Genomic DNA, 24918 nt, shown 5'->3' on the forward strand with positions numbered 1-24918 from the left:
CCATTATTTATATTGATGTTCATAGTATTTGAAGAAAGAACAGCTTTTCTATTAAATTATCTTCATTCTAAGGCAGTAAAGATTCCCTATCAATTTTGTAACTTTGTTTTGTATGTCAGATATTATTCAGTTATTACCCGACGCGGTAGCTAATCAGATTGCAGCGGGTGAAGTTGTACAGCGCCCAGCATCTGCTGTCAAGGAGCTTATAGAGAACTCAATTGACGCAGGTGCGGATAAAATCATGCTTATTATTAAAGATGCGGGTAAATCACTCATACAGGTAATCGATAATGGTTGTGGGATGAGTGCCACGGATGCTCGACTTTGTTTTGAACGACATGCAACATCAAAAATCCGTAAAGCTGATGACTTATTCTCTATCCGATCGATGGGGTTTCGTGGAGAGGCTTTGGCCTCTATAGCTGCTATCGCACAAGTAGAATTAAAAACCAGAAAGACTGAAGAAGAACTGGGTACAGTAATCAATATAGAGGGTTCGAAAATCGTAAGTCAAGCCCCAGATGCTTTGCCAATAGGTACGAGTATTGCAATAAAAAATTTATTTTATAATATTCCAGCCCGTCGTAATTTTTTAAAAAGTAATGCTGTTGAAATGCGTCATATTATCGATGAATTTCAACGTATAGCGCTGGCAAATCCTAATTTATTTTTCAGTTTACATAGTGATGGCAATGAACTTTTTCATTTACCAGCAGAAACTTTAAAGCAACGGATAGTACACCTGTTTGGGAATAATTATAATCAACGATTAGTTCCTGTTGAGGAAGATACGACAATTATCAATATCGATGGTTTTATAGGAAAACCAGAGTATGCAAAAAAAACGAGAGGCGAGCAATTTTTCTTTGTGAACAAACGGTTTGTTAAAGATCCTTATCTGAATCATGCAGTTATGAATGCCTACGAAGAAATTCTACCGGCTGAGACCTACCCTCTTTATGTATTATTTATTGATATTGATCCCTCAAAAATTGATATTAATGTACACCCTACAAAAACTGAGATAAAATATGAAGATGATAAAGCAATATATGCCATTATAAGATCTGCAGTAAAAAGATCTTTGGGCCGTTATAATATAACACCCACTTTAGATTTTAACCAGGAAACTAGCTTTAGTAATTTAATTTCAGACAAGCCACTTGACGAGATACAAGTCCCTACTATATCTTTCAATCCCAATTTCAATCCTTTTGAGGATGTAAAATCAAATTCATCTATCTCTAGGTCATCTGCTTATATAGCTGGATTGGAAAAAAAAACGGAAACACCGAAAAACTGGGATTCTCTGTACAAGATAACAGAGCAACAGGAAGCTGAACAATTAGAACTTATACCACAGTCCAACAATACAAGTCAACATCAGGTCTCTTCAGGCACCGCAAAACAATTTTTTCAATTACATAACCGATTTATTGTTTCACAAATACATTCAGGATTTATGTTAATTGATCAACAGGCGGCACATGAACGTATCCTTTTTGAGCACTATATGGATCAGCTAACAACAAATCAAGGACTGAGTCAACAAAGTTTATTTCCACAGACCGTTGAGTTAAGTGTTTCTGATTTCGCAATAATGGAAGACCTTTTACCCGAAATACACGCTCTTGGTTTTCAACTTCGTCCTTTCGGTAAAACTACCTATATTGTAGACGGAATTCCTGCTGATCTGGGCAATGGCCTTGACGAAACTAAAATTTTAGAGCAACTCTTGGAAGACTTTAAGAGCAATAACAATGAGCTAAAGCTAAGCAAAAGAGAAAGTTTAGCCCGTAGTTTAGCAAAAAGTGCGGCGATTACTTCAGGGACGACTTTAGACAACCAAGAGATGGCTGAACTCATTGACAAATTGTTTGCAACAGAGTCTCCTAGTATTTCCATACATGGACGCCCAAGTATAATAACAATAACATTACAAGAGCTACTAGAACGTTTTAACAAAAACTAATAATTACAGATCTTCAACTCTATATGAATAATATTTTTTCAAACTTAACACCTGTAGTAAAAAATTTACTGATAATAAACATTATCTGTTTTATTGGTTCTGCCATTTTTACCCAAGCACCTCGTTTCTTTGGTGTATATTATCCGGACTCTCCTTTCTTTCACATATGGCAAATTATCACCTATATGTTTATGCACGGAGGCTTTGGCCATATTTTCTTCAACATGTTTTCACTCCTTATGTTTGGTCCGATCATTGAGCAAATATTGGGATCGAAACGCTTCCTAAATTTTTATCTCATTTGTGGAATCGGAGCTTTAATCTTACAATATGGTGTACAAGCTGCCGAAATTTATAATATAGTCGGAACAATCAAGGCTTCCAACTTTCTAAATTTCGACATGCTACATAATAGAGTTACAGCCGATCTACAGGTTAGCCAAGAAGAGTTCTCAACCCTAGCTTCCATTTATGCCACTCCCTTGGTTGGAGCGTCTGGAGCCATATATGGTCTTTTACTAGCTTTTGCTTATTTATATCCAAACATGTCTCTGTACCTCATGTTTATTCCGGTACCGGTCAAAGCAAAAGTTTTCATTCCTATTTTAATTTTAATCGAAATATACCTAGGTTTTTCAAACTCAGGGGGGTCTATTGCCCATTTAGCGCATGTTGGAGGTGCTTTATTCGGTTATATTTTAATGAAGATTTGGGGAATTAGGAAAGGTTATTAAATCATGAGAGAAAATATGATAAAAACATTTTGGCGTGATACGTATCAAAGTCGATCACCAATACCTTTTATCATATCTATACAGGTATTCCTATTTGTAGTCATTCATATATTTGATCTGCTAACGGAACTGAATATAATTTATATTTCGCTGTATGATCTTGCTGTAAAATTCATTGGTTTATCAAATTCATTTTTTGAAACTATTTATAAACCTTGGAGTATAATAACGTTTCCATTTCTTTATACTGATCTTTTCAAATTACTGTTTGATTGTCTTTTCTTATATTGGTTCGGCAACATATTTCTTAATTTCCTGAATAGAAGGCAATTTCTTTTCGTTTGTATAAAAGCGTCTTTGCTTGGCGGCATTCTTTTTTTATCTTTTAATCAGATTGCTGTCTTACATACTAACCCAGCCTTCATATTTCATGGATCAACGTTCTCTCTAGTAGCTATAATCACTGCCATCTCAGCTGTTGTCCCTCATTCTCAGGTGCGTTTATTTTTATTAGGAAACGTTTCTTTAAAATTTATTGCTATTATTTATTTAGCTATAAAAATTTTAACAGTGACTGTTTTAGATAAATCTGCAGCCCTCACTATAGTTACGATAATTGGATTAACTTTACTTTATATTCATTCCTTAAAAAACGGTAAAGATTGGAGTCTGATTTTTACAAAAGAAAACAAGCAAAAATTAAAAGTCATCCATACTTCCGTTAAAAACACTAGTACACATAGTGCTAAACACAAAGCGGATTTACCTAATCAAGAAGAGGTTGATGCTATTTTAGATAAAATATCAGTAAATGGTTATGACAATTTATCTAGACAGGAAAAAGAAACTCTTTTCAAAGCTAGTAGAACAAAAGGGTAAAAGATGGTCAAAAAAAGATTGTTCAAAAAAAAACTAGGCTTATTCAGCAAAACAATATTTCTGTTTAATACGGTAGTTGCAAGCTTACTTTTACTTAGCTATTCAGCTTCTTTTATTAACCCTAAAACAGTATGGCCAATCGCCTTTCTAGGATTAGGATTCCTTCCATTATTAATACTTAATATAGGTTTTGTTGTCTACTGGCTTTTACGCAAGCCCAAATATGCCTTACTGTCATTTCTCTCTATAATTCTGGGTTGGAGTCTTTTAAACCAACACGTTGGTTTTACCACTCCTTCTTTAATCAAAAAAGATAAAGAGACTATACGCGTAATGACATTCAATGCACATTTGTTCAAAAAAATCAACCAGACATCTGACGAACAAGTAAAGGAGCACGTAATTGATCTTTTACAAGATACAGATCCTGACATTCTCTGTATTCAGGAGTTTTTCACCAAAATTAAAGGCACTAAAAAAATGACCGAAAGAATAAAAAGGGAAATTGGTTATACTGATTATTTTTTTGAAGCTGCCGTAAAAAGTCAACATGAAGGGTATGGTCAAGTTATTTTCTCTAAGTATCCTATCATTAGGTCTGGAACAATCACAGAAAATGAATACGGTATCAATAGGACTATATTTGCTGACGTCGTAAAAGGAGCTGATACTATCCGTGTTTATAATATACATTTACGATCTTTCGGGTTACAAAAAGAAGATAAAATCGTCATTCAAAGCCCTTCTGCAACAAAAGCAGATGAAGTAGCAACCCGTAAAATTGGCCGAAAATTAAAACATGCTTTTGCAGCACGTAGCGACCAGGCAGAAGCCTTAAGAGCACATATAGATTCAACAAAATATCCTATTTTAGTGATGGGAGATTTCAACGATACGCCAATGTCATATAGTGTTAACCTTATTGGGAAAGGCTTAAAAAATACCTTCCGCGAAAAAGGTTGGGGTTGGGGTGTTACACACTATGAAATGCTTCCCTTATTTCAAATAGACTATATCTTTTGTAGCCCACGATTTAATGTGGAAAATTTCAAAATTGAGAAGGTAGAATTATCTGATCATTACCCTGTATGGTCAGATTTAATCCTATCAAGGTAACGAATACTCTTTAATCAAACATAAGTTATCTGTTAGTCTCTCTTTCCAAAAATTCTATTGCTGTATTAACAAAAGAATCGTTTCTATTTTTTACTTTAAAGTAAGCTTCACGGCCAAAATAGTACCGCCCTACTAATGCTTCTATATCTGCCTCAATTAATGTTTTTAAATCATTTTTATTCCTTTCTGAAATTATAAAGTCTTCCGATCGTACAAATTCAATAAAAGCATCATACTCATTATCAGGTAAATGATAACCTTGCAAAAAGTTTTCTATAGAGTATGCGGGCAGCTTCTGCGTAAAACGCGAGTATACAAATTGCTCAATAAAACTATATCGAATTAAATCTTGATAAAACAGACTAAGAGAGTTTGCATCTTGTTGGATATGAATATCGGGAAGAATTCCTCCTCCACTATAAACTTGACGTCCAGCCATGGTTTTAAATTCTTTACCATGAGCGTACAGCGTATCCAACATCCACAAACCTTTATACATAGTATTATAATCAACCATGTTCGACCAATTAGGAGAGTATTTTTTTTGAATACTTCTACCTAAGGGTGTAAAGTATCTTGCTATGCTTAGGTTTACAGTCGATCCATCGGAAAAGCCAAACTGCTCTTGGACAATACCTTTTCCATATGACCTTCTTCCAATAATTACTCCCCTATCCCAGTCCTGTATAGCGCCTGCTAATATTTCGCTCGCAGAAGCAGTATTTTCATTAATTAAAATAGCAAGCTCTCCATCACTAAAACTCCCTTGTTCTTCTGAAAAATAATCTTGTCGCTGTTCGTGAGCGCCCTCTGTATAGACAACAAGACGGCGATCATTAAAAAACTCACTGGCCAACTTTATTGCCATATGAAAGTAACCACCGCCATTATCTCTTAAATCTAGGATTAGACGCGAAGCGCCTTGCTTTTTAAGCTCAACTATAGCGTGCTTAAAATCGTCACCTGTACTCATGCCAAAGCGTCTCACTTTGACATAACCTACCGTTGGCTTTATCATATATACAACGTCTAAGGAACTAACGGTCACTTGGTCACGTACTACTTTTATCGCCATAATATCATTAACATCATGACGCTTAATACGCACATCGAGCTCTGTCCCACTTCTTCCTCTTATCAGCGTTTCAACTTCTTCTCTAGATATCTGCACACCTGCAACTTGCTTATCACCAATCTTAATTAACTTATCCCCCACTCTAAACCCAGCCCTATCTGCAGGTCCTCCATTAATCAAAGAGACGATTATTAATGTATCATTTAAATTAAAGTATTCCATGCCTATCCCTTCAAAAGTCCCCTCCAACAACTCGGTCTGTCTTTGCGATTCATTAGGCACCAAATAACTTGAATAAGGGTCGAGATGAGAAATGATATGATTAATAGCACCGTTCTGTACGGAGTCCATATTCAAACTATCTACATAACTACTTGATATCAAATCTATCAATTGCTGCAACTTCCAGCTAGTATTGCTCAAACCAATAGGCATCAAACTATTGCCAGGTTTCCCCCCTTGCTCATCAACATAATTTTGACCGAGAAGAATACCTAATAATAGAACTACAGCATACGTTGCTGCTATAAAAATATTTTTTTTTGTGCCTTTCTGCATGGATAGTTATCACTTGCAAAGTTACAATAGTTTCGTAAATCAAGTGATGCTAAATTTAAGATTGTTTTAAATCAAAATATAATCCAAATACTTTAAAAATCATAATATTTTCGTAATTTTTCCTTTTAAATACTTATTTGTTTTGCACGAATTAGAACCTTACTATAATTGGCGGGATTATTATGTTGCTGCTGATGATGAACGTTCTCCATTTTATGGAGAAATATACAGTGAATTTGAATATGATAAGAAAGTTTATAACTTCCTTTTACATCCCCAATGGGATGAATTTGGCTCACAGACTCTTTATCTTAAAATAATATATACATGCTATAATAAGGGGTTTACTATCATAGAGCTTATCGGGGAATGGAACGATGCCATTTACAACGATATTATGCTATTAAAACGCGAAGTAATCGATATGCTTATACAAGAAGGTATATCAAAATTCTTATTAATTGGTGAGAATGTTTTAAATTATCATGGGTCCGATGACTCTTATTATGAAGAATGGTATGATGATATAGGAGACGGTTGGATAATCGCTCTTAACTTTCGAGATCATGTAGTTTCGGAATTTAAAGATTTTGGTTTAGATTACTACATTAATTTTGGTGGCGATCTGGATAACTTCCCTTGGAGAACGATTAAACCTCAACAGCTTTTTCATCATATGGAAAAAAGAATAAACAATAGATTAGGAATATAACCACTTCGTATTTCTTTGAACTATCGCTAAAGTTGTTTCTGCACAGGTTTTTATCAGCTCTTATACAGAATTTTCATTAACTTTGTTTATTTAAAACTAATACGTTAAACATATGTCATTCAGAATAGAAAAAGATACAATGGGTGAAGTTCAGGTACCCTCCGACAAATACTGGGGCGCACAAACTGAACGTTCGCGTAATAATTTTAAAATTGGACCTGCTGCTTCTATGCCAAAAGAAATTATAGAAGGTTTTGCTTATTTAAAGAAAGCTGCTGCATATGCCAATCATGAATTAGGTGCGCTTCCTATTGAAAAGCGTGATGCTATTGCTAGCGTTTGTGATGAAATTTTATCAGGAAAATTAGACGACCAATTTCCTTTAGTTATCTGGCAAACAGGCTCAGGTACTCAGTCTAACATGAATGTTAACGAAGTAATTGCTAATCGGGCACAAGTCTTAAATGGCGGCAAAATAGGCGAAGGCGAACCTGTGTTAAAGGCAAATGACGATGTGAACAAATCGCAATCTTCAAACGACACATATCCGACAGGCATGCATATTGCAGCTTATAAAGCCGTTGTGGAAGTAACAATACCTGGTGTTGAACAACTAAGGGATACGTTGAAGAGAAAATCAGACGAATTCATGAACGTAGTTAAGATTGGGCGTACACATTTAATGGATGCTACACCATTAACTTTAGGTCAAGAACTATCGGGCTATGTCGCTCAACTAAACCATGGTATCAAAGCAGTAAAAAACACGTTGAGTCATTTATCCGAATTAGCGCTAGGTGGCACCGCCGTTGGGACAGGGTTAAATACACCAAACGGTTATGACATAACTGTCGCAAAATATATCGCTCAGTTTACAGGCCATCCATTTATTACAGCTGAAAATAAGTTTGAAGCATTGGCAGCTCATGACGCCATAGTTGAAACACATGGAGCTTTAAAGCAACTTGCTGTATCCTTAAATAAGATTGCAAATGACATTCGCATGCTCGCTTCTGGTCCACGTTCTGGAATTGGGGAGATCATAATCCCAGAAAATGAACCAGGTTCTTCAATTATGCCTGGCAAAGTTAACCCTACACAATGTGAAGCCCTAACCATGGTTGCTGCACAGGTTATGGGAAATGATGTTGCTATCACTATAGGTGGGACACAAGGACACTATGAGTTAAATGTTTTCAAACCGATGATGGCTGCTAACTTTTTAGAATCAGCAAGACTCCTTGGCGATGCTTGTATCTCATTTGATGAGCATTGTGCTTCAGGTATTGAACCTAATTATAGCCGCATCAAAGAACTTGTTGACAATTCTTTAATGTTAGTTACTGCACTTAACACTAAAATAGGCTATTACAAAGCTGCAGAGATAGCACAAACTGCACATAAAAACAATTCAACACTTAAGGAGACTGCTATTGCATTAGGTTATGTAACGGCAGAGCAATTTGACGAGTGGGTTAAGCCAGAAGATATGGTTGGATCCTTAAAGTAATTAAGTGATAAATAAAAGATATATAACACTAAATAGATACCTAAAGTTAGCTTTAGGTATACTATTTTTAGTCCAACTAGTGAGTTGTGTGAGACACTCAGAAATGCAATCAGAAGGTGCTAGTTATTTGCAGGGAGTGTGGAAACAAGATAGTATTCCTCAGCAAGGATCTATGATAGACTATACGTTACATGAGTTTAAATTCGTTTGCGACTCGGTGTATACGACTATGGATGTATATTCAAAAACAAAACGAATTGCAGATAGCTGTTACCAAAATGGCAATTGGAAAGAATACGCACAAGCTGTATACGTGGTGCGGGGCGATAGTATGATTGGAGAGGGAATATTTGCAAAACCTAACGGCAAGTACAAAGCATCGGGCTGTTACCGATCAGGCACTTACCTGCCAAGATACCGCATTGCCTTTCATAATAAAGATTCGCTTGTATTAGAAAGTAGGTATGATCAAAGACCTATTGTATTACGCAAAACTCAAGATATAGCTTGCGAACCTAAAAAACGGTGGGAATAAGCTATGACTAAAAATAAAGAAGCCTCGTTTTAATATTAAAACGAGGCTTCTTTATTTTTTAAATTACTAGAACGGCAAGTCATCATCATCCGCACCTGATGACGAGATGTCAACCGGTGGCATATCTGCATAACCAGGTGTTGCAGCTCCTTGAGCTGTAGAAGCTAACTTCGTAACTCTCCAAGCGACTAACGAATTAAAGTACGTTGTAATTCCTTCTTTATTGGTCCAAGGACGTCCACGAAGATTGAATGATACCTCAACCTCCTCGCCCACCGCCAAATTGTCAAATATGCTTACCCGATCTTGAGTAGCTTCGAAACGAATATACTCGACAAATTGTGGATTTTCAGCATACGCTACAATAAGATCTCTTTTTTTAAAAGACTCCGTCACTTGTTGAGTCGCACCTATCTCATGAACTTTTCCTCTTATTTCCATATCAAAAATATTAAACTGTAAAATTAAGCATTTTTTACTAATAGGAATAAGTAACTTTGCAAAAATATGATAGAAGTTTTCAACACCGCTAGTAAAGTGATCCTAACTTGTAACAGACGTCTTTCGCCATACTTGGAGCAAGAAGTAGTTGATTTAGGATTCAATGTCGTCCGTTCGTTTAACACAGGGCTGGAGCTCCATGCATCAGTAAATGACTGTATTAAACTTAATTTACATCTACGAACAGCCAGTCAAGTATTGTATGAACTCAAGTCGTTTAGAGCAAGAGATCCGGAAGAACTCTACAATAACCTAGTTGATATTGCATGGGAAGAAATCATTCCTTTTGACAGCTACTTCACTGTAACATCCAATGTTCATAATGAAACAATTACAACACCATTATTTGCAAATGTGAAAGTAAAGGATGCTATTGTTGACCGTATAAAAGCAAAGAAGGGCTTACGTCCGGACAGCGGTCCAGACAGCCATAAATGTGTTGTACACTTACATTGGATAGAGGAACGTGCTGAAATATTTTTAGACACCTCTGGCGAAACACTGGCAAAGCACAGCTATAGGAAACATCCCGGAAAAGCACCCATGTTGGAGGCACTAGCTTCCTCGACAATTTTCGCTACTGGCTGGGATAAGAAAACACCTTTCATAAACCCGATGTGTGGTTCCGGCACGCTGGCAATTGAAGCAGCACTAATTGCACAAAATAGAAAACCAGGGCTACAACGCATGAACTATTCTTTTATGCATTTTATAGGTTACAACGAAGAAGTTTTTTTTGAAGAAAGACGGATTTTGAAAGAAGTTACGGACAAAAAGAACCTACCTGTTATTATTGCGTCAGACATTTCGGCTGAAGCTGTCGAAATTGCCCGGTTAAATGCCAGAACTGCAGGAGTAGAACATATTATCCAATTTGAAGTCTGTGACTTTGAAAAGACAACAGTGCCTGAAGAGAATGGCGTTATCATGTTTAACCCTGAATATGGCGAGCGTCTCGGTGTACACAACACCTTAGAAGCCACTTACAAACGCATTGGAGACTTTATGAAACAGAAATGCAGAGGTTACAGAGGATATATATTTACAGGGAATCCAGATCTTGCAAAAAAAATAGGTTTACGTGCATCCCGGAGAATTGAATTCTTTAATGGCAAACTAGACTGTAGACTTTTACAATATGAATTGTATGAAGGAAGTAAAGAAAGTAAATAAAACTTATGTTCATTGAAAAGACAGTATCTTTTGTACAAGAGAAATTAAACGGAGCTGAATCTGGTCACGATTGGTGGCATATTCAGCGCGTTTGGCACAACACCAAATTAATTTTACAAAGCGAAGAGGCTGATCACCTAGTTTGTGAACTTACTGCTTTACTACATGACATAGCGGATAGTAAATTTAATAATGGAGATGAATCATTAGGTCCCCGCATAGCAGGAGAGTTTTTGAGAACTATCGGTCTTGATGAAGAGCGCATTAATCATGTTCAACAGATTATTCTTAACATGTCTTTTAAAGCTTCATTGGGGGACGTCACTTTTCATTCGAAAGAACTTGAAATTGTACAAGATGCAGACCGCTTGGACGCTATTGGAGCTATTGGAATAGCTCGGGCTTTTAATTACGGAGGTTTTAAAAACCGAGAAATCCACAACCCCACTATTCCAGTTGCCTATAATATGTCCAAGGAAGAATATAAAAACACAACAGCTCCTACCATAAATCATTTTTACGAAAAGCTTTTATTACTAAAAGATAAAATGAATACACAAACAGGAAAAAAAATAGCATCGGGCCGACACCAACATATGCTTACCTTTCTGCAACAATTTCATGATGAATGGGAAGGAAAGCTGTAATTTAACATTCTCTTAATCCTAAATACCTACCTTCGTTGTACAGATCAACCACTGATGCAAACGAAAAACCTTATTTTATCTTTTATCTACTTTTCGCTAACATCATGTAGGTGTAAGACTGCCATTTTATGAAAGAAATAAATATTAAAAAAGTATAACTATGAAAAAAAACGCTTTTTTACTTGCTATTATTTGCCTTACAAGTATAGCATCTTTTGCACAACCAAAAATGATTGCTCATAGAGGTTCATGGAAAAACACACAAGTGCCGCAAAACTCATTAGCCTCGCTACAGCATGCTATCAAGCAAAAAGCATGGGGGTCAGAATTTGATGTGCACTTAACAAAAGACAATATTTTGGTCGTAAATCATGACAATGACTTTTACGGACTAGATATTGCCACATCAACTTATAACGAGTTATTAGCGATCAAACACCCCAATGGGGAATCTATCCCTACAGCTGAAGAGTATATTTTGGAAGGGTTAAAGCAAAAGAAGACTAAGCTTATTTATGAATTAAAAACAAATCGATTAAGTACGGAAAGGACATTAGAAGCTGCGAAGTTAAGTGTACAATTAGTTGATAAACTAAAAGCAAAAAAACAAGTTGAATATATAGCTTTCCATTATGACGCTTGTCTAAAAATACGCGAGCTCGACAAAAAAGCAAAAATACATTACCTAAATGGCGATAAATCACCAAGCGACTTAAAGCAAGCTAACTTAAATGGTTTAGATTACCATTATAATGTATACAAAAAAAATCCAACATGGATTAATGACGCAAAAAGCTTAAAGTTAAAAACTAATGTATGGACTGTAAATAGCGAAGAGGATATGCGTTATTTTATAGATCATAAAATAGATTATATCACTACAGATGAACCAGAGCTTCTTAACTCGCTATTAAAATAGGAAAGCAACTATCAATAAAACCACTATTTTAACACACTTCTGATTATCAATACCATAAGCATCCAGAATATTACTACAGTAAGTTTCAGCATTCGCCTAAGGACATATTTATTGGTAAAACGAGCTTTTAAAGCCTGCTAACTTTAAATTAATTAGCAGGCTTTATTTGTTTACAGTTATAACATTTTATTCATTGTATAGAATCTCTTTTTATTATACGTGATTTTATTTTTGTCCGTGGGCATACTGTTTCTCCACTGTTGATGTTTATGTTTTTCAAACATGGATCTTTCAGATTCAACAAAGAAAAAAATAAATCACTATTTTTGAATCAGAAAAGTTAACAATACAATATTTTCACAAGAAAAGTATGCAGATTATAAACAATATAACAGAATTTGAAGTAGCTGATCGCTTTCTACGATATGTTCAAATAGATACCGAATCGGACCCTCAATCTACCTCTTTCCCATCTACAGAAAAACAAAAAGACTTAAGCCGAATACTCGTTGCTGAACTTTTGGAAATGGGCATTAAAGACGCCCACCTTGACGAACATGGCTATGTTTATGCAACTATTCCTTCGAACACAGATAAAAAAGTACCTGTTGTATGTTTTTGTTCACATGTGGACACCTCTCCAGACTGTTCAGGTAGTAATGTTAAACCCATAGTCCATAAAAATTATCAAGGTCAAGATATCGTGCTTCCAGATGATCCCTCAGTAGTTATCAGATTTAACGATCATCTCGATTTAAAAGATCAAATAGGTAATGATATCATTACCGCTAGCGGAACTACCCTATTAGGGGCAGACGATAAAGCAGGTGTTGCCGAAATAATGGAAGCTGCCCGGATACTTATGCAGACTCCTGATATAAAACACGGAGATATAAAAATTTTATTCACTCCTGATGAAGAAATTGGCCGCGGGGTTGATTATGTTGACATCAAAAAGCTTGGTGCAGATTTTGGCTATACGATGGATGGAGAAAAAGCGGGAACAATTGAGGATGAAACATTTTCTGCTAATGCAGCGCAACTCACTGTGCATGGAGTTTCTGTACATCCAGGATTTGCGAAAGGTAAAATGATCAATGCTTTAAAAATAGTTTCTGATATTATAACAAAGCTGCCAAAAGATAAGCTATCGCCGGAAACTACGGAAAAAAAAGAAGGGTTTATACATGCTAATGACATTCAGGGCCAAGTAGAAAAAGCTAAAGTTAATTTTATCATTAGAGATCATGACACTACTAAACTTACTGAGCATCAAGCTACTTTAAAATCTATTATTGAGTCAGTTATTGCAAAATACCCTGGTGCGAAATACGACTTTCAAGTCACGGAGCAATATCGTAATATGAAAGAAGTTCTTGACAAACACCCTGAAATTATGGAAGTGGGCCTTGAAGCGATACATAGAGTGGGTTTAATTCCAGAGCGTCGTAGTATACGTGGTGGAACCGACGGCTCTCGTTTATCTTTCATGGGTCTCCCATGTCCAAATGTATTTGCTGGAGGACATGCCTTTCATGGCAAAATGGAATGGGTAAGCCGTCAAGATATGGAAAGCGCTGTTAAAACAATATTACATATTGTCAATCTATGGGAAGAGCGTTCATAATATAAGCACCAACGTTGTCAAAACTTAGTCACATGGTATTAAAAGGTAAGAAACCATTTGTTTTTTACTTATTTTACAAATGCTAGCAAAAAAAAATTTAGTACAACAACAATTAAAAAACATGCCAAACGAAATATTAAAAACAATTCGCACAAGAAGATCGGTTAATCAAAATTCGTTTACGAATGAGCCTATTTCAAAAGAAGACTTATTAAGTGTTCTAGAAGCTGCAAATGCTGCACCTACACATAAAAGAACACAACCGTGGCGATTTGTGGTTTTCCAAAATGATGGCCTGAACCGCTTAGGCAATGAGCTAAGCCGAATCTATAAAGCAATTACCCCTTCTGAAAAGTACAACGCTATTACTGAAGAAAACATGGGTAAAAAAGCAACAATGTCTACAGTTGCTATAGCTATTATTGTAAATTATAGTGGTGATGTTCCTGAGTGGGAAGAATTAGCTGCTACTGCATGTTCTGTACAAAACATTTGGCTTGCTGCACACGCTATCGGTTTGGGGGGATACTGGGCTTCTCCCGGCCTCATAAACCATTTGGGTCCATTTCTTTCACTGGAAGATAATCAAAAATGTATAGGTATCTTTTATATGGGCCACCATAATAGTGAAGTTCGTGACCCCGTACGTAGCCCTATTGAAGAAAAAGTTCGTTGGGAAGGGTAAAATACCTTCTATAGTTTTTGGGATAGTAAAGTTAAAAGCTAACATACTATCCCATATTTTCTTAAGGGAAAACAGACAGTTGTAAAATACCTTTTTCTCCTTTCCATTTCGTTCCACCTTTAAATATAGCTGTTAATTCCTCTAACATTGTATCTACCACAGGATCTTCCATCCTTAAATTTTGCACTTGACCAGCTTGATCAATATCAAAATAAATAACAAAAGTACGATCTTCTTCTGTAGTAAAAATTTGTAGCGATAGGTACTCTTCAAATTTTTCCCAACCAATAATAGGTTCTGCATTTGAGCCTTTTAGCGGTTTTATTCTAAAAGAAGCATCAAACCCTTTCATTAACTCCACCTGTGTAACGTGATTTCCCTGATTTTTAGGCAGGTAACGGATAAGAAACAATATACAAACACTAATAAAGAGAACTGCGGACAAAGCTCCTATTGTTAATCTTTGCCAACTGAAGTATTGCTTATTTTTAAGGCTTTCATGTGCAACAACTCGTTTTTGTAAACGCTGTTGTAGTAAACTTAAATGTTTTTTATTAACGCCATGCTGCAACGTATACCCGTCAATAGCATCTTGTAAAAAAGGATCGTTCAAAGCCTCTCGCTCAAAGAGGTGCATATCTTCGCTACTCATCAAACCATTAATGTAATTATGTATTCTTAATAATTGATAATGATTATCCATTTTGCCTCCTTTCCATACAATTTTTCAAATTCCGTTTTCCATTTTGTATATAGCTTTTCACCTGTTTTAAATCAAGGCCTATTGTATCTGCAATATCTTTATAGCACATTTCCTTTAAGTAAAAGAGTTCAACACAGGAGGCCTGGTTGACATTCAATTCAGACAAACATTTTTCCATATTTTTAAAATCATGCTCATCCCATTTCTTCAAGCTTTCATCTTCAGCGCCCCATTCATTTTCTAAAATATGAGTATCGAATTCAACAAATTGCTTTCCCTTCTGTTTCCGTAATTCCATCAAGCAAAAGTTCCTTCCTACTACATATAACCAACTCTTAAAATTATCTACTTCATGCGTTCTAAGTTTAACTATTAACTGTTCAAATATCTGCATTACAGCATCCTCACTGGCTTGTTGATCTTTTAAGTACTTGTTGCAGACTCCATATAATAGTGACATATAAGGAGTATATAATTCCCCTAACACTTCTAAATCGCCGGTTGTACGGTACCTTACTAAAAGCTCTTGGTCTGTCATGAATGTATTTTATCTCCCTTTAATATATGATGCTTTTCCCTTAGAAAATCCACAAAATTCAGGCTAAGCTTTATTAACAGCCAAGATTAATTGTTTCAATGCTAAGTCCAAATGAGGGTATTTAAAACTAAATCCTGCATCCACTGTTGTTTTAGTTGTAACTGAATTAGTTTCCAGGAGCAAACTCGCATCTACCCCTTTTATATATGCCCCTATTTTTGCTAAAAATGAGGGAAGAGGCAAACCCAATTTACAACCTACCTGTTTACGCAATACTTTCATAAATTCTTTGTTTCTCACAGGGTGTGGACTACAAGCATGAAAAACAGAATTAGTAGTAGGGTTATCTATAATAAAAGAAACCAAGCGAAGCAGGTCATGTTTATGAATCCAACTAATGTATTGTTTTCCATCTCCGACCTGTCCTCCTAAGCCTTTTTTCGCTAAAGAATACAACTCTGCAAACATTCCTGACGTTTCGTCTAAAACAGGACTCAACCTTAAAACAACACGCCTAACATTCTTTAAGTTTCGCTCCCAGAACAGTCGTTCCCATTCGACAACAAGCTGTGATAGGAAACTTTCACCCTGATACAGACTCCCTTCATCTTGAAGTTCTTGTGCACCTTCAAAAATAGATATGCCTGAGAAGTTTATCCAAGCACTAGGAGCTATGGTTAATTTCTCGAGTGCAGCCCCTAAAATTAGGGTTGGTAAATAACGTGAATTTTTCAATTTTACCCGATTATTTTCTGTAAAGCGGGTATTTATACTTTCGCCACACATATTAATTAATACATCCCCCCCTTCTAAGTAATCGCACCAGTCTCCTAAAGTTTCTCCATCCCATTGCACATAGGTTAATTGAGTTTTTTTAGAAACAATATGTTGTCGTGTTAACACGATAACATGATAGCCTGCAGATAAAAAAGAATCAGTTAATAAACGTCCCAAATTACCAGTTCCTCCTGCCAGTATAATTTTTTTCATTTTTTTGTACTATAAATGCGTGCTTACTTCTCTAATTTAATAATTTAAACAGATGAAAAAAGGGCTGTGTTTTTCAATACAAGCCCTTTTTTATATGATATCAAAAATCAACTCTTAGAAACAGTATCTATTTTCATCAATCATTTTTTTAGCAATACGCTGCCTTGCCTCTTTTACATTATAAGGTTCAACCTTTGTAAAACGTCTCAAACCTACTAACATCATTTTCAGTTCGTCCCCCTCACCAAAAGAATATAAAGCTTCTTTAGCGGCAGCATATACCTTATCTACCGTAGTATGCAAATAAACCCTAGCCATATCGATAGGTAATGATGCAGCATCTTCCCCTGTTGTATGATATACTTTTTCTGCTCGTAATAAGGCAGATTCAGCAACATATATATACCCCATTACATCAGCTATATTCATCAATATTTCTTCTTCCTTCGCAAGAGACATCATTAATTTCTGCACAGCTGCCCCTGCTACCAGTAATCCCGCTTTTTTCAGATTAGCAACAGTTTTTTTCTCTGCAGCAAACAAATTATTATCTTCTTCCCCAAAATCAGGTATTGCCATCAATTCATTTGCAACAGCTGTTGCTGGTCCCATCAGATCTAGCTCGCCCTTCATAGCTCTCTTCAATAACATATCAACAACCAAGAGCCTGTTCACCTCGTTAGTACCTTCAAAAATACGATTAATTCGTGCGTCACGGTAAGCTCTTTCCATTGGAGCGTCTGCAGAATACCCCATTCCTCCATAAATTTGCACTCCCTCATCCACTACATAATCCAGCATTTCAGAACACCATACTTTGATAATCGCACATTCAATCGCAAATTGTTCAACGGATTTAAGCTTGGCTTGTGCTTCGCCCATTCCTCCTGCAACTAAGGCATCGTACGTATCATCGATATTCTGCCCGGCACGGTAGGTTGCTGATTCGTTAGCGTACAGACGTACTGCCATTTCGGCCAATTTGTATCGAATTGCTCCAAACTTAGCTATAGGCAAATTAAATTGCACACGCTCGTTTGCGTATTTAACCGCCTGTGTAATTACAGAACGTCCAGAACCAATTGTAGCTGCCCCTAACTTTATCCGTCCGATATTCAAAATATTTACGGCTATTTTAAATCCATTTTGACGTTCCGAAAGCATATTTTCAATTGGCACAGGGCAGTCATTAAAAAATACCTGACGTGTAGACGATCCCTTAATACCCAATTTCTCCTCTTCAGGGTTCATCGTGATACCACCGAATTCACGCTCCACAATAAATGCAGTTAACTTATCATCGTCATCAACTTTTGCAAAGACGATAAATATATCTGCGAAGCCAGCATTTGTGATCCACATTTTCTGCCCATTAATTAGATAATGAGTTCCATCCGCATTCAAAGTAGCAGCTGTCCTACCAGAGTTTGCATCCGACCCAGCATTAGGTTCTGTTAGACAATAAGCAGCCTTCCATTCGCCAGTGGTTAACTTAGGAATATACTTTTCTTTTTGGGCATCAGATCCATAATATAAAATAGGAAGCGTTCCTATACCTGTATGAGCCGAAAGAGCTACCGCAAAAGAAAAGCCTCCACCTACTGCATCAGCGACTAGCATAGACGTGTTAAAATTCTTACCAAAACCTCCATATTGCTCTGGTATCGATACACCTAACATTCCTAATTCGCCGGCTTTATCCATCAAGCTTACCATTAACCCCTCTTCTTGCCCATCAATACGATCCAACTTGTTTAATACTTCTGTATCTAAAAAGTCTAAACAAGTTTGCTTAATCATTCTTGCCTCTTCATCAAACTCTTCGGGTATAAAAATATCTTTATAGGATGTTTCACGAATTACAAATTCACCACCTTTTATCGTATTACTCATAGCTTTTAGTTTTATCGTGTTCTGTTTTTTGTTAAAACACTGTCCAAAAATTAGTTTACAATTACCTTTTTAACATTATAATATTTCAAATATTCCTGCAGCTCCCTGACCAGTTCCTACACACATCGTTACCATGCCGTACCTCTCTTTACGTCGCTGTAAATCATGTAATACCTGGACAGTCAATTTAGCGCCTGTGCAGCCCAAAGGGTGCCCCAAGGCAATTGCGCCACCATTAATATTAACCTTAGTTTCATCCAACCCGAGTTCACGAATAACAGCTATGGATTGAGATGCAAAAGCCTCATTTAATTCAAATAGGTCAATGTCTTCCTTTTTCAAGCCTGCCATTTCAAGCGCCTTAGGTATAGCTACTACTGGTCCTATTCCCATAATTCTGGGCGGCACCCCTGCTACAGCATAGCTTACTAAGCGAGCAATAGGTTTGGCCTGTAATTCTTTCATTTTTTTCTCTGAGACAACTAATACAAATGCAGCTCCGTCTGAAGTCTGTGATGAGTTCCCTGCAGTTACACAACCGTCAGCAGCAAATACAGGGCGTAAACGCCCTAATGCCTCTAAAGATGAGTCTGCTCGCGGTCCTTCATCCTTATCGACAACATAATTGCGAGAGGATATTTTATCATCTTTAATGTATTTTTCTGTCACTGTTATTGGCACTACTCCGGCACTTAAATGTCCGTTTTCTTGAGCAGCTATTGCTTTTTGATGAGATTTTAAAGCAAAGGCGTCTTGATCTTCACGAGAGACATTAAATTCTTTTGCTACAGCTTCTGCTGTAAGCCCCATTCCCCAATACCAATCAGGGTTTTCTCTTGCTACCACTGGGTTTGGAACGATCTTCCACCCTCCAAATGGCATTCCGGACATAACCTCCACGCCACCAGCAATAATACAGTCTGCCATTCCTGATTTGATTTTTGCTACTGCTGTTGCGATTGTTTCTAAACCCGAGGCACAATACCTATTTACTGTAACTCCAGGAACTTTATCTGTTCCGAGCCCCATTAAGGAAATTAGTCTACCAACATTTAAACCTTGCTCCGCTTCAGGCATTGCGTTACCGACGATAACATCGTCTATTTGCTCTACATCTAAATTTGGCACACTGCCCACAAGTTGTTTTATAACATCTGCAGCTAAATCATCAGCACGCATAAAGCGAAAACTACCTCTTGGCGCTTTCCCTACTGCTGTTCTATATCCTGCTATAATATATGCTTCCATTTTACGTCTAATTAATTGTGAATTTTCAACTGTTCTTTACCAGCTAATTGAATAATTATTCTGATTCAGCGGATTAGTTTCTAAGAGGTTTCCCTTTGGTTAACATATGTTGAATACGTTCCAATGTTTTTCGTTCTGCACACAGTTCTAGAAAAGCTTTCCTTTCCATATCCAACAAATATTGTTCTGAGACAAGAGTCGGCGCAGATAGATCTCCCCCACACATTACCCATCCTAATTTTTCTGAAATTTTCCTATCGTGAGCTGAAATATAATTACCAGCATGCATGGACGAAGCTCCTACGTAAACTATCCCCAAACCATCATTTCCTAAAACTTGAATATCATTTCTTGGCACAGGTTGTACATAACCTGCATTAGCCAACTCTAAAGCTTTGGCTTTAGCATCCATCAGCAGACGTTTACGATTCATTGTTATCTCATACTTGCCCTCTTTTAAGTATCCCAATTCCGCAGCTTCTACGGCAGATGTGGACACTTTCGCCTGTCCAATAGTCAAGAATTTATCGCGCAGTATATTTTGTGTAATCTGTCCGTCCTTATATTCATCGGAGGCTCTCAATGCAAATTCTTTTGAGCCCCCTCCACCCGGAATAACACCGACACCGAATTCAACAAGCCCCATATAAGTTTCTGCATGGAGTTGTACAAAGTCAGCATGCATAGAGAATTCACATCCCCCACCTAGTGTGAGCTGAAATGGAGCCACTACTACCGGAATTGAAGAATAGCGTATGCGCATTGAAGTATTCTGAAACATACGAACAGCCATATTAAGCTCGTCATAATCTTGCTCAACCGCCATCATGAAAATCATTCCTATGTTTGCTCCGGCAGAAAAGTTTTTACCATCGTTTGTTATAACCAATCCTCGATATTCTTTTTCTGCCAAATCAATGGCTTTATTAATCCCCTGAATAACATCACCTCCAATAGTATTCATCTTTGTATGAAACTCACAGTTTATGATTCCATCCCCTAAATCTAAGATTGTGACTCCCGAGTTTTTCCATATAGTTTTAGTATTCCTAATGTTATCTAATACAATGAGGTCTTCAGCACCTGGTATCGGTATATATGTTTTAGTCTTAATATCATAGAAATGCTTTATACCATTTTCTATTTTATAAAATGACTCACAGCCAGCGTCAAGCATATCCAAGACCCATTGGGCGACTTCTCCAGTCTGCCCTGGCAATCTTTTTTCTTCCTTTTTTATTTTCGCTAGCGTTTCTCTAACATTTAATGCATCCCATACTTCAAATGGACCCAGTTCCCATCCAAAGCCGGCACGCATAGCGTCATCAATACGATAAAAATCATCTGTTATTTCGGGTACGCGACGAGAAACATATTCGAATAGCGGGTAGTGCATCGCTCTAAAAAACTGTCCCGCCATATCTTTACCTTCCTCATAAACTTTCATTCGTTTATGAATGTCCTCCACTAGCTTTGTTGCTTCTAAAGTCGCAGACTTAACTCTCGACTGCTCTTTATATTCTAAAGTTTTTAAATCCAAAGATAGGATAGCTGTTTTACCCTGATCATCTTTAGTCTTTTTATAAAATCCCTGTTTACTTTTCTCACCCAGCCATTTATTGTTTACCATAGCCATCAAGTATGCTGGCAATTTAAAAACCTCTCTAGCTTCATCTTTAGGTGCATTCTGAAGCAACCCGTTCGCGACATTGACCAAAGTATCCAGACCTACCACATCAGCTGTACGAAAAGTGGCCGATTTAGGGTGTCCCATGGCTGGCCCTGTATACTTATCGACTTCTTCGACTGACATGCCCATTTGCTCAACAAGATGTGTAATAGATAGCATAGAGTATACTCCGATTCTGTTCCCAATAAAGGCAGGAGTGTCTTTACAAAGTACGACAGATTTGCCCAACATCTTATCTCCAAATCCGGTTATAAAATCAATAACCTCAGGCTTTGTATCAGTTGTTGGAATGATTTCAAGGAGTTCTAAATAACGAGGAGGGTTAAAAAAATGTGTACCGCAAAAATGCGCTTTAAAATCTTCAGAGCGTCCTTCGGTCATTAAATGTATAGGGATACCCGATGTGTTAGAAGTAATTAATGTGCCGGGCTTTCGATATTTTTCTACTTGTGAAAACACGTCCTTTTTAATGTCTAAACGTTCAACTACAACTTCTATTACCCAATCACAACCACCAATATCCTTCAAATTATCATCAAAGTTTCCTGTTTTAATGCGAGAAACATATGATTTGCTAAATATAGGAGAAGGGTTAGTCTTCAAAGCCGTCTCTAACGAGCCATTTACAATTCTGTTTCGCACAACAGTGCTTTCTAAAGTTAGTCCTTTTGCCTTCTCTACAGGCAGAAGTTCTTTCGGCACAATATCCAATAATAAAACCTCAACACCGATATTAGCAAAGTGACAAGCAATTCTAGATCCCATGACACCTGATCCTAAAACAGCTACTCTTTTAATACTTCTATTCATATGTAAATAATTTATCTATTATCCGTCATATGGAATACTCATATGTGGTTGTATCACCTGTACTACAAGAGCATTTCATATGTGTAAAATTTAATTCCTAATGTATCCGCTCATCTACCTCAAACTGTCAAGTCTATAGCCACTAGAGCTGTAGTTTATATAACTATAAACTTTCTTCTACTTCAACGTTTATAGTAGGCACATAGTTTGCCGCTACTTCATTTACTTTTTGTAAGAGTTTAATAAATTGCTTTCTTTCCCTTTCTGTCAATTGAGCTTCCAAGTGCTCATTGAACTCGCGAACTACATCTTTTGCAACTTTCCGTTTTTCCCTACCTAACTCTGTTAGGTAAACTTTCACGGATCTTTTATCTGCCGTATTAACCTCTCTATATATAAACCCTAAAGATTCGAGGTTATTCAACACACGCGATAAAGAAGTAGCCTTTACACCTGTTGAATTAGCAATCTGCGAAACAGATGTCCCTTCTTTATGTATATTAATTAAAATATACCCCGCAGCTTGTGTAAACCCAAACTGCGACGCTATAACATTATACTTATTAGCAACAGCTTGCCAACTTGTCTTTAAAAAGTAATCAATAGTATTTTCTTGGCTCATAATCATATCCTGCAATTTACTATGCAAGCATAACAAATATAGTAGTTATCTTACACCAATACAAACTCTTTTGTATTTTTTATCATACAACGTTAAAACCAAAAAGAAATTACATATTAGCTATTACTACTATTTAACCTAATACTTTCTTGCTCTTCAAAAGCAGCTCCTTCATATACTGTATTTAGACATTTACTAAAGCAAAGGTGTTTCAAAATATCCTTGATTTCGATATCTTTACATTAAAACACGAATTCTATCATAATTTCAACTTGATTAAAGCTATAGCACATGCAGGAGAAAATAAGTATTCCCAGATTAGACCTCACAAAGTACACTAAAGGAGGGCCTCTTGAACGTCAGGAGTTTGTAGAATCTATAGGCAAAGCTTTTAATGAAATTGGCTTTATTACAATCACGAATCACGGATTGGATAACGGTTTAATTAAAGATTTATATCAACTTGTAAAATCTTTTTTTGATCTACCAGACACAGTTAAGACCAAATATCAAATCCCAGAGCTTTCCGGTCAGCGGGGCTATACATCTAAAGGGAGAGAAAAGGCCAAGGGAGCACACGCCCCCGACTTAAAAGAATTTTGGCAAAGAGGGCAAACAATTATGGGAGAAGAATATTCAAAAAAAGAGTTTCCAGATAATATAAATGTAAAAGAAATAGAAGGTTTCGACCGTGTAACAGGTGATATCTACAAAAAATTAGAAGATATAGGAAGAGAGTTATTAAAGGCAATTGCTGAGTATTTAAAATTGGATCGCAATTTTTTTGAGCAACATGTTATCAACGGCAACTCGATATTACGAGCTATACACTATTTTCCTATTCAAAAAACAGACTCCTTACCTTCCGACGCTGTCCGAGCGGGTGCGCATGAAGATATAAACCTCATTACATTACTTATAGGAGCTAGTGCCGATGGTTTAGAAGTTTTAACAAAGAACGGAGAATGGTTAGCGATAAAAGCAAAGGGAGAAGATATTGTTGTAAATGTGGGCGACATGCTACAGCGGCTTACCAACAACAAATTAAAATCGACCACTCATCGTGTAGTGAATCCGCCAAGCACATTATTGAACACATCACGGTATTCTGTACCTTTTTTTCTTCACCCGAAAGCATCTATGAGTCTCGCTAGCCTAGCCTGCTGCATATCTTCCGAAAATCCGAAAAAATACACAGACTATACCGCAGGTCAATATTTAGACGAACGTCTTCGTGAAATCGGCTTAAAAATGTAATATTACTTAGCAGGGAACACTTGGATCCGTAAAACCTCAGGCGCTATCTGTTCATCTTTTATCGTCTTTTTTTTCTCAAGAGAATCGAGAGGAGCCGTACCGGCCATAGGAGCATTTCTTTTCCCACTTAATTTCAGTACCGGAAGCGGTTGATAAGGTAAATGTGGATTATGATTTGGTATCTCTATTGCACCACCATAAACGAAAAGATTACTGGGAGACCTTAACAAGCGAGTTCCATCTTGCGGCTTTACAGTAATTACAGTATCAATGCTGCCTTTACTTTGGGCTTTATCAAAAAGTTTAGAGTAAGTTAGTATGAGGTCCTTGCTCTTTACTAAGCTTTTACTATCTTGCGCTTGAGCTACAAACAAAAACAAACATAAGAAGAGAAACAAGCTTGACTTCATGACAAATTAATAATTTAAACCGTTTTTTGCTATTATAAAAGTAGTTGTTTTTTTAGTATTTACGACTACAACTCCTGTTAAATTGTGTTAAATGAGCATTTTAAACCTTTA

23 protein-coding genes are annotated in these 24918 nt (G+C 36.7%); 13 read left to right on the forward strand and 10 right to left on the reverse strand.

Annotated elements, in window-relative coordinates; all coding sequences use genetic code 11:
• Positions 1-112: 112 nt before the first annotated feature.
• The 4 genes from mutL to ORI89_RS02215 are packed head-to-tail and all read left to right on the forward strand — an operon-like array spanning position 113 to position 4704.
• Entirely contained in the window at positions 113-1975 is a 1863-nt protein-coding gene (gene mutL / locus ORI89_RS02200) for a DNA mismatch repair endonuclease MutL (RefSeq protein WP_268228788.1), read from the forward strand.
• A gap of 32 nt (positions 1976-2007) precedes the next feature.
• A complete protein-coding gene (locus tag ORI89_RS02205) occupies positions 2008-2709 on the forward strand; it encodes a rhomboid family intramembrane serine protease (protein ID WP_442800866.1) in 702 nt (233 codons plus the stop codon).
• 15 nt (positions 2710-2724) lie between these two features.
• Positions 2725-3588 carry a rhomboid family intramembrane serine protease gene (locus tag ORI89_RS02210; protein WP_268229122.1) on the forward strand — a complete coding sequence of 288 codons (864 nt, stop codon included), beginning with the start codon at positions 2725-2727 and terminating at the stop codon, positions 3586-3588.
• Between the two features lie 3 nt (positions 3589-3591).
• The gene (locus ORI89_RS02215) at positions 3592-4704 is read left to right on the forward strand and encodes an endonuclease/exonuclease/phosphatase family protein (protein WP_268228790.1); all 1113 of its coding nucleotides are present in this window, start codon (positions 3592-3594) and stop codon (positions 4702-4704) included.
• Positions 4705-4729: 25 nt separating this feature from the next.
• Here ORI89_RS02215 and ORI89_RS02220 read toward each other — a convergent pair whose 3' ends face one another.
• Positions 4730-6337 carry a S41 family peptidase gene (locus ORI89_RS02220; protein ID WP_268228791.1) on the reverse strand — a complete coding sequence of 536 codons (1608 nt, stop codon included), beginning with the start codon at positions 6335-6337 and terminating at the stop codon, positions 4730-4732.
• A gap of 142 nt (positions 6338-6479) precedes the next feature.
• Here ORI89_RS02220 and ORI89_RS02225 point away from each other — a divergent pair, with 142 nt between their 5' ends.
• The 3 genes from ORI89_RS02225 (at position 6480) to ORI89_RS02235 (ending at position 9094) form a co-directional block, all read left to right on the forward strand.
• Positions 6480-7049 carry a hypothetical protein gene (locus ORI89_RS02225; RefSeq protein ID WP_268228792.1) on the forward strand — a complete coding sequence of 190 codons (570 nt, stop codon included), beginning with the start codon at positions 6480-6482 and terminating at the stop codon, positions 7047-7049.
• A 112-nt stretch (positions 7050-7161) separates the two neighbouring features.
• On the forward strand, positions 7162-8559 hold the full coding sequence (gene fumC, locus ORI89_RS02230) for a class II fumarate hydratase (protein ID WP_268228793.1): 1398 nt from the start codon (positions 7162-7164) through the stop codon (positions 8557-8559).
• 103 nt (positions 8560-8662) lie between these two features.
• Positions 8663-9094, forward strand: a complete 432-nt coding sequence (locus tag ORI89_RS02235) for a fumarate hydratase (protein WP_268228794.1) — start codon at positions 8663-8665, stop codon at positions 9092-9094.
• A 66-nt stretch (positions 9095-9160) separates the two neighbouring features.
• Here the strand turns inward: ORI89_RS02235 and ORI89_RS02240 are convergent, their stop codons facing one another.
• Positions 9161-9535 carry a DUF3127 domain-containing protein gene (locus tag ORI89_RS02240; protein ID WP_268228795.1) on the reverse strand — a complete coding sequence of 125 codons (375 nt, stop codon included), beginning with the start codon at positions 9533-9535 and terminating at the stop codon, positions 9161-9163.
• Between the two features lie 69 nt (positions 9536-9604).
• Here ORI89_RS02240 and ORI89_RS02245 point away from each other — a divergent pair, with 69 nt between their 5' ends.
• The 5 genes from ORI89_RS02245 to ORI89_RS02265 all read left to right on the forward strand — a co-directional run bounded on the left by ORI89_RS02245 (position 9605) and on the right by ORI89_RS02265 (position 14646).
• A complete protein-coding gene (locus ORI89_RS02245) occupies positions 9605-10768 on the forward strand; it encodes a THUMP domain-containing class I SAM-dependent RNA methyltransferase (protein ID WP_268229123.1) in 1164 nt (387 codons plus the stop codon).
• Positions 10769-10773: 5 nt separating this feature from the next.
• Positions 10774-11415 carry an HD domain-containing protein gene (locus ORI89_RS02250; protein ID WP_268228796.1) on the forward strand — a complete coding sequence of 214 codons (642 nt, stop codon included), beginning with the start codon at positions 10774-10776 and terminating at the stop codon, positions 11413-11415.
• Positions 11416-11575: 160 nt separating this feature from the next.
• On the forward strand, positions 11576-12334 hold the full coding sequence (locus tag ORI89_RS02255; RefSeq protein ID WP_268228797.1) for a glycerophosphodiester phosphodiesterase family protein: 759 nt from the start codon (positions 11576-11578) through the stop codon (positions 12332-12334).
• 370 nt (positions 12335-12704) lie between these two features.
• Positions 12705-13961, forward strand: a complete 1257-nt coding sequence (pepT, locus tag ORI89_RS02260; RefSeq protein ID WP_268228798.1) for a peptidase T — start codon at positions 12705-12707, stop codon at positions 13959-13961.
• 121 nt (positions 13962-14082) lie between these two features.
• Entirely contained in the window at positions 14083-14646 is a 564-nt protein-coding gene (locus ORI89_RS02265; RefSeq protein WP_268228799.1) for a nitroreductase family protein, read from the forward strand.
• Between the two features lie 61 nt (positions 14647-14707).
• Here ORI89_RS02265 and ORI89_RS02270 read toward each other — a convergent pair whose 3' ends face one another.
• From ORI89_RS02270 to ORI89_RS02300, 7 genes are all read right to left on the reverse strand, one after another.
• Positions 14708-15349, reverse strand: a complete 642-nt coding sequence (locus ORI89_RS02270; protein WP_268228800.1) for a hypothetical protein — start codon at positions 15347-15349, stop codon at positions 14708-14710.
• Entirely contained in the window at positions 15342-15887 is a 546-nt protein-coding gene (locus tag ORI89_RS02275) for an RNA polymerase sigma factor (protein ID WP_268228801.1), read from the reverse strand. Before ORI89_RS02275 ends, ORI89_RS02270 begins: the two co-directional genes overlap by 8 nt.
• Positions 15888-15950: 63 nt before the next feature.
• Positions 15951-16877, reverse strand: a complete 927-nt coding sequence (locus ORI89_RS02280) for a TIGR01777 family oxidoreductase (RefSeq protein WP_268228802.1) — start codon at positions 16875-16877, stop codon at positions 15951-15953.
• 114 nt (positions 16878-16991) lie between these two features.
• Positions 16992-18770 (reverse strand): acyl-CoA dehydrogenase family protein, encoded by a 1779-nt coding sequence (locus tag ORI89_RS02285; RefSeq protein ID WP_268228803.1) that lies wholly within the window; start codon positions 18768-18770, stop codon positions 16992-16994.
• Between the two features lie 75 nt (positions 18771-18845).
• Positions 18846-20018 carry an acetyl-CoA C-acyltransferase gene (locus ORI89_RS02290; protein WP_268228804.1) on the reverse strand — a complete coding sequence of 391 codons (1173 nt, stop codon included), beginning with the start codon at positions 20016-20018 and terminating at the stop codon, positions 18846-18848.
• A 73-nt stretch (positions 20019-20091) separates the two neighbouring features.
• Entirely contained in the window at positions 20092-22518 is a 2427-nt protein-coding gene (locus ORI89_RS02295; protein WP_268228805.1) for a 3-hydroxyacyl-CoA dehydrogenase/enoyl-CoA hydratase family protein, read from the reverse strand.
• A gap of 163 nt (positions 22519-22681) precedes the next feature.
• Complete coding sequence (locus ORI89_RS02300; RefSeq protein ID WP_268228806.1) at positions 22682-23140, reverse strand: MarR family winged helix-turn-helix transcriptional regulator; 459 nt, start codon at positions 23138-23140, stop codon at positions 22682-22684.
• A gap of 291 nt (positions 23141-23431) precedes the next feature.
• Here ORI89_RS02300 and ORI89_RS02305 point away from each other — a divergent pair, with 291 nt between their 5' ends.
• Positions 23432-24397 (forward strand): isopenicillin N synthase family dioxygenase, encoded by a 966-nt coding sequence (locus ORI89_RS02305; protein WP_268228807.1) that lies wholly within the window; start codon positions 23432-23434, stop codon positions 24395-24397.
• Positions 24398-24399: 2 nt separating this feature from the next.
• On the opposite strand, the gene ORI89_RS02310 is transcribed toward ORI89_RS02305, so the two are convergent.
• Positions 24400-24807, reverse strand: coding sequence for a hypothetical protein (locus ORI89_RS02310; RefSeq protein WP_268228808.1), 408 nt, complete (start codon positions 24805-24807; stop codon positions 24400-24402).
• Positions 24808-24918 lie beyond the last annotated feature (111 nt).

It is taken from the genome of Sphingobacterium sp. UT-1RO-CII-1 (genome assembly GCF_026711005.1).
Classification (GTDB): domain Bacteria; phylum Bacteroidota; class Bacteroidia; order Sphingobacteriales; family Sphingobacteriaceae; genus Sphingobacterium.

Bases quoted from the DNA above. Each gene is read 5' to 3' on its own strand.
- mutL (WP_268228788.1), top strand. From the start codon at position 113: ATGTCAGATATTATTCAGTTATTACCCGACGCGGTAGCTAATCAGATT.
- ORI89_RS02210 (WP_268229122.1), top strand. From the start codon at position 2,725: ATGATAAAAACATTTTGGCGTGATACGTATCAAAGTCGATCACCAATA.
- ORI89_RS02215 (WP_268228790.1), top strand. From the start codon at position 3,592: ATGGTCAAAAAAAGATTGTTCAAAAAAAAACTAGGCTTATTCAGCAAA.
- ORI89_RS02220 (WP_268228791.1), bottom strand. From the start codon at position 6,337: ATGCAGAAAGGCACAAAAAAAAATATTTTTATAGCAGCAACGTATGCT.
- fumC (WP_268228793.1), top strand. From the start codon at position 7,162: ATGTCATTCAGAATAGAAAAAGATACAATGGGTGAAGTTCAGGTACCC.
- ORI89_RS02235 (WP_268228794.1), top strand. From the start codon at position 8,663: ATGCAATCAGAAGGTGCTAGTTATTTGCAGGGAGTGTGGAAACAAGAT.
- ORI89_RS02240 (WP_268228795.1), bottom strand. From the start codon at position 9,535: ATGGAAATAAGAGGAAAAGTTCATGAGATAGGTGCGACTCAACAAGTG.
- ORI89_RS02250 (WP_268228796.1), top strand. From the start codon at position 10,774: ATGTTCATTGAAAAGACAGTATCTTTTGTACAAGAGAAATTAAACGGA.
- ORI89_RS02255 (WP_268228797.1), top strand. From the start codon at position 11,576: ATGAAAAAAAACGCTTTTTTACTTGCTATTATTTGCCTTACAAGTATA.
- pepT (WP_268228798.1), top strand. From the start codon at position 12,705: ATGCAGATTATAAACAATATAACAGAATTTGAAGTAGCTGATCGCTTT.
- ORI89_RS02265 (WP_268228799.1), top strand. From the start codon at position 14,083: ATGCCAAACGAAATATTAAAAACAATTCGCACAAGAAGATCGGTTAAT.
- ORI89_RS02270 (WP_268228800.1), bottom strand. From the start codon at position 15,349: ATGGATAATCATTATCAATTATTAAGAATACATAATTACATTAATGGT.
- ORI89_RS02275 (WP_268228801.1), bottom strand. From the start codon at position 15,887: ATGACAGACCAAGAGCTTTTAGTAAGGTACCGTACAACCGGCGATTTA.
- ORI89_RS02280 (WP_268228802.1), bottom strand. From the start codon at position 16,877: ATGAAAAAAATTATACTGGCAGGAGGAACTGGTAATTTGGGACGTTTA.
- ORI89_RS02285 (WP_268228803.1), bottom strand. From the start codon at position 18,770: ATGAGTAATACGATAAAAGGTGGTGAATTTGTAATTCGTGAAACATCC.
- ORI89_RS02290 (WP_268228804.1), bottom strand. From the start codon at position 20,018: ATGGAAGCATATATTATAGCAGGATATAGAACAGCAGTAGGGAAAGCG.
- ORI89_RS02295 (WP_268228805.1), bottom strand. From the start codon at position 22,518: ATGAATAGAAGTATTAAAAGAGTAGCTGTTTTAGGATCAGGTGTCATG.
- ORI89_RS02300 (WP_268228806.1), bottom strand. From the start codon at position 23,140: ATGAGCCAAGAAAATACTATTGATTACTTTTTAAAGACAAGTTGGCAA.
- ORI89_RS02305 (WP_268228807.1), top strand. From the start codon at position 23,432: ATGCAGGAGAAAATAAGTATTCCCAGATTAGACCTCACAAAGTACACT.
- ORI89_RS02310 (WP_268228808.1), bottom strand. From the start codon at position 24,807: ATGAAGTCAAGCTTGTTTCTCTTCTTATGTTTGTTTTTGTTTGTAGCT.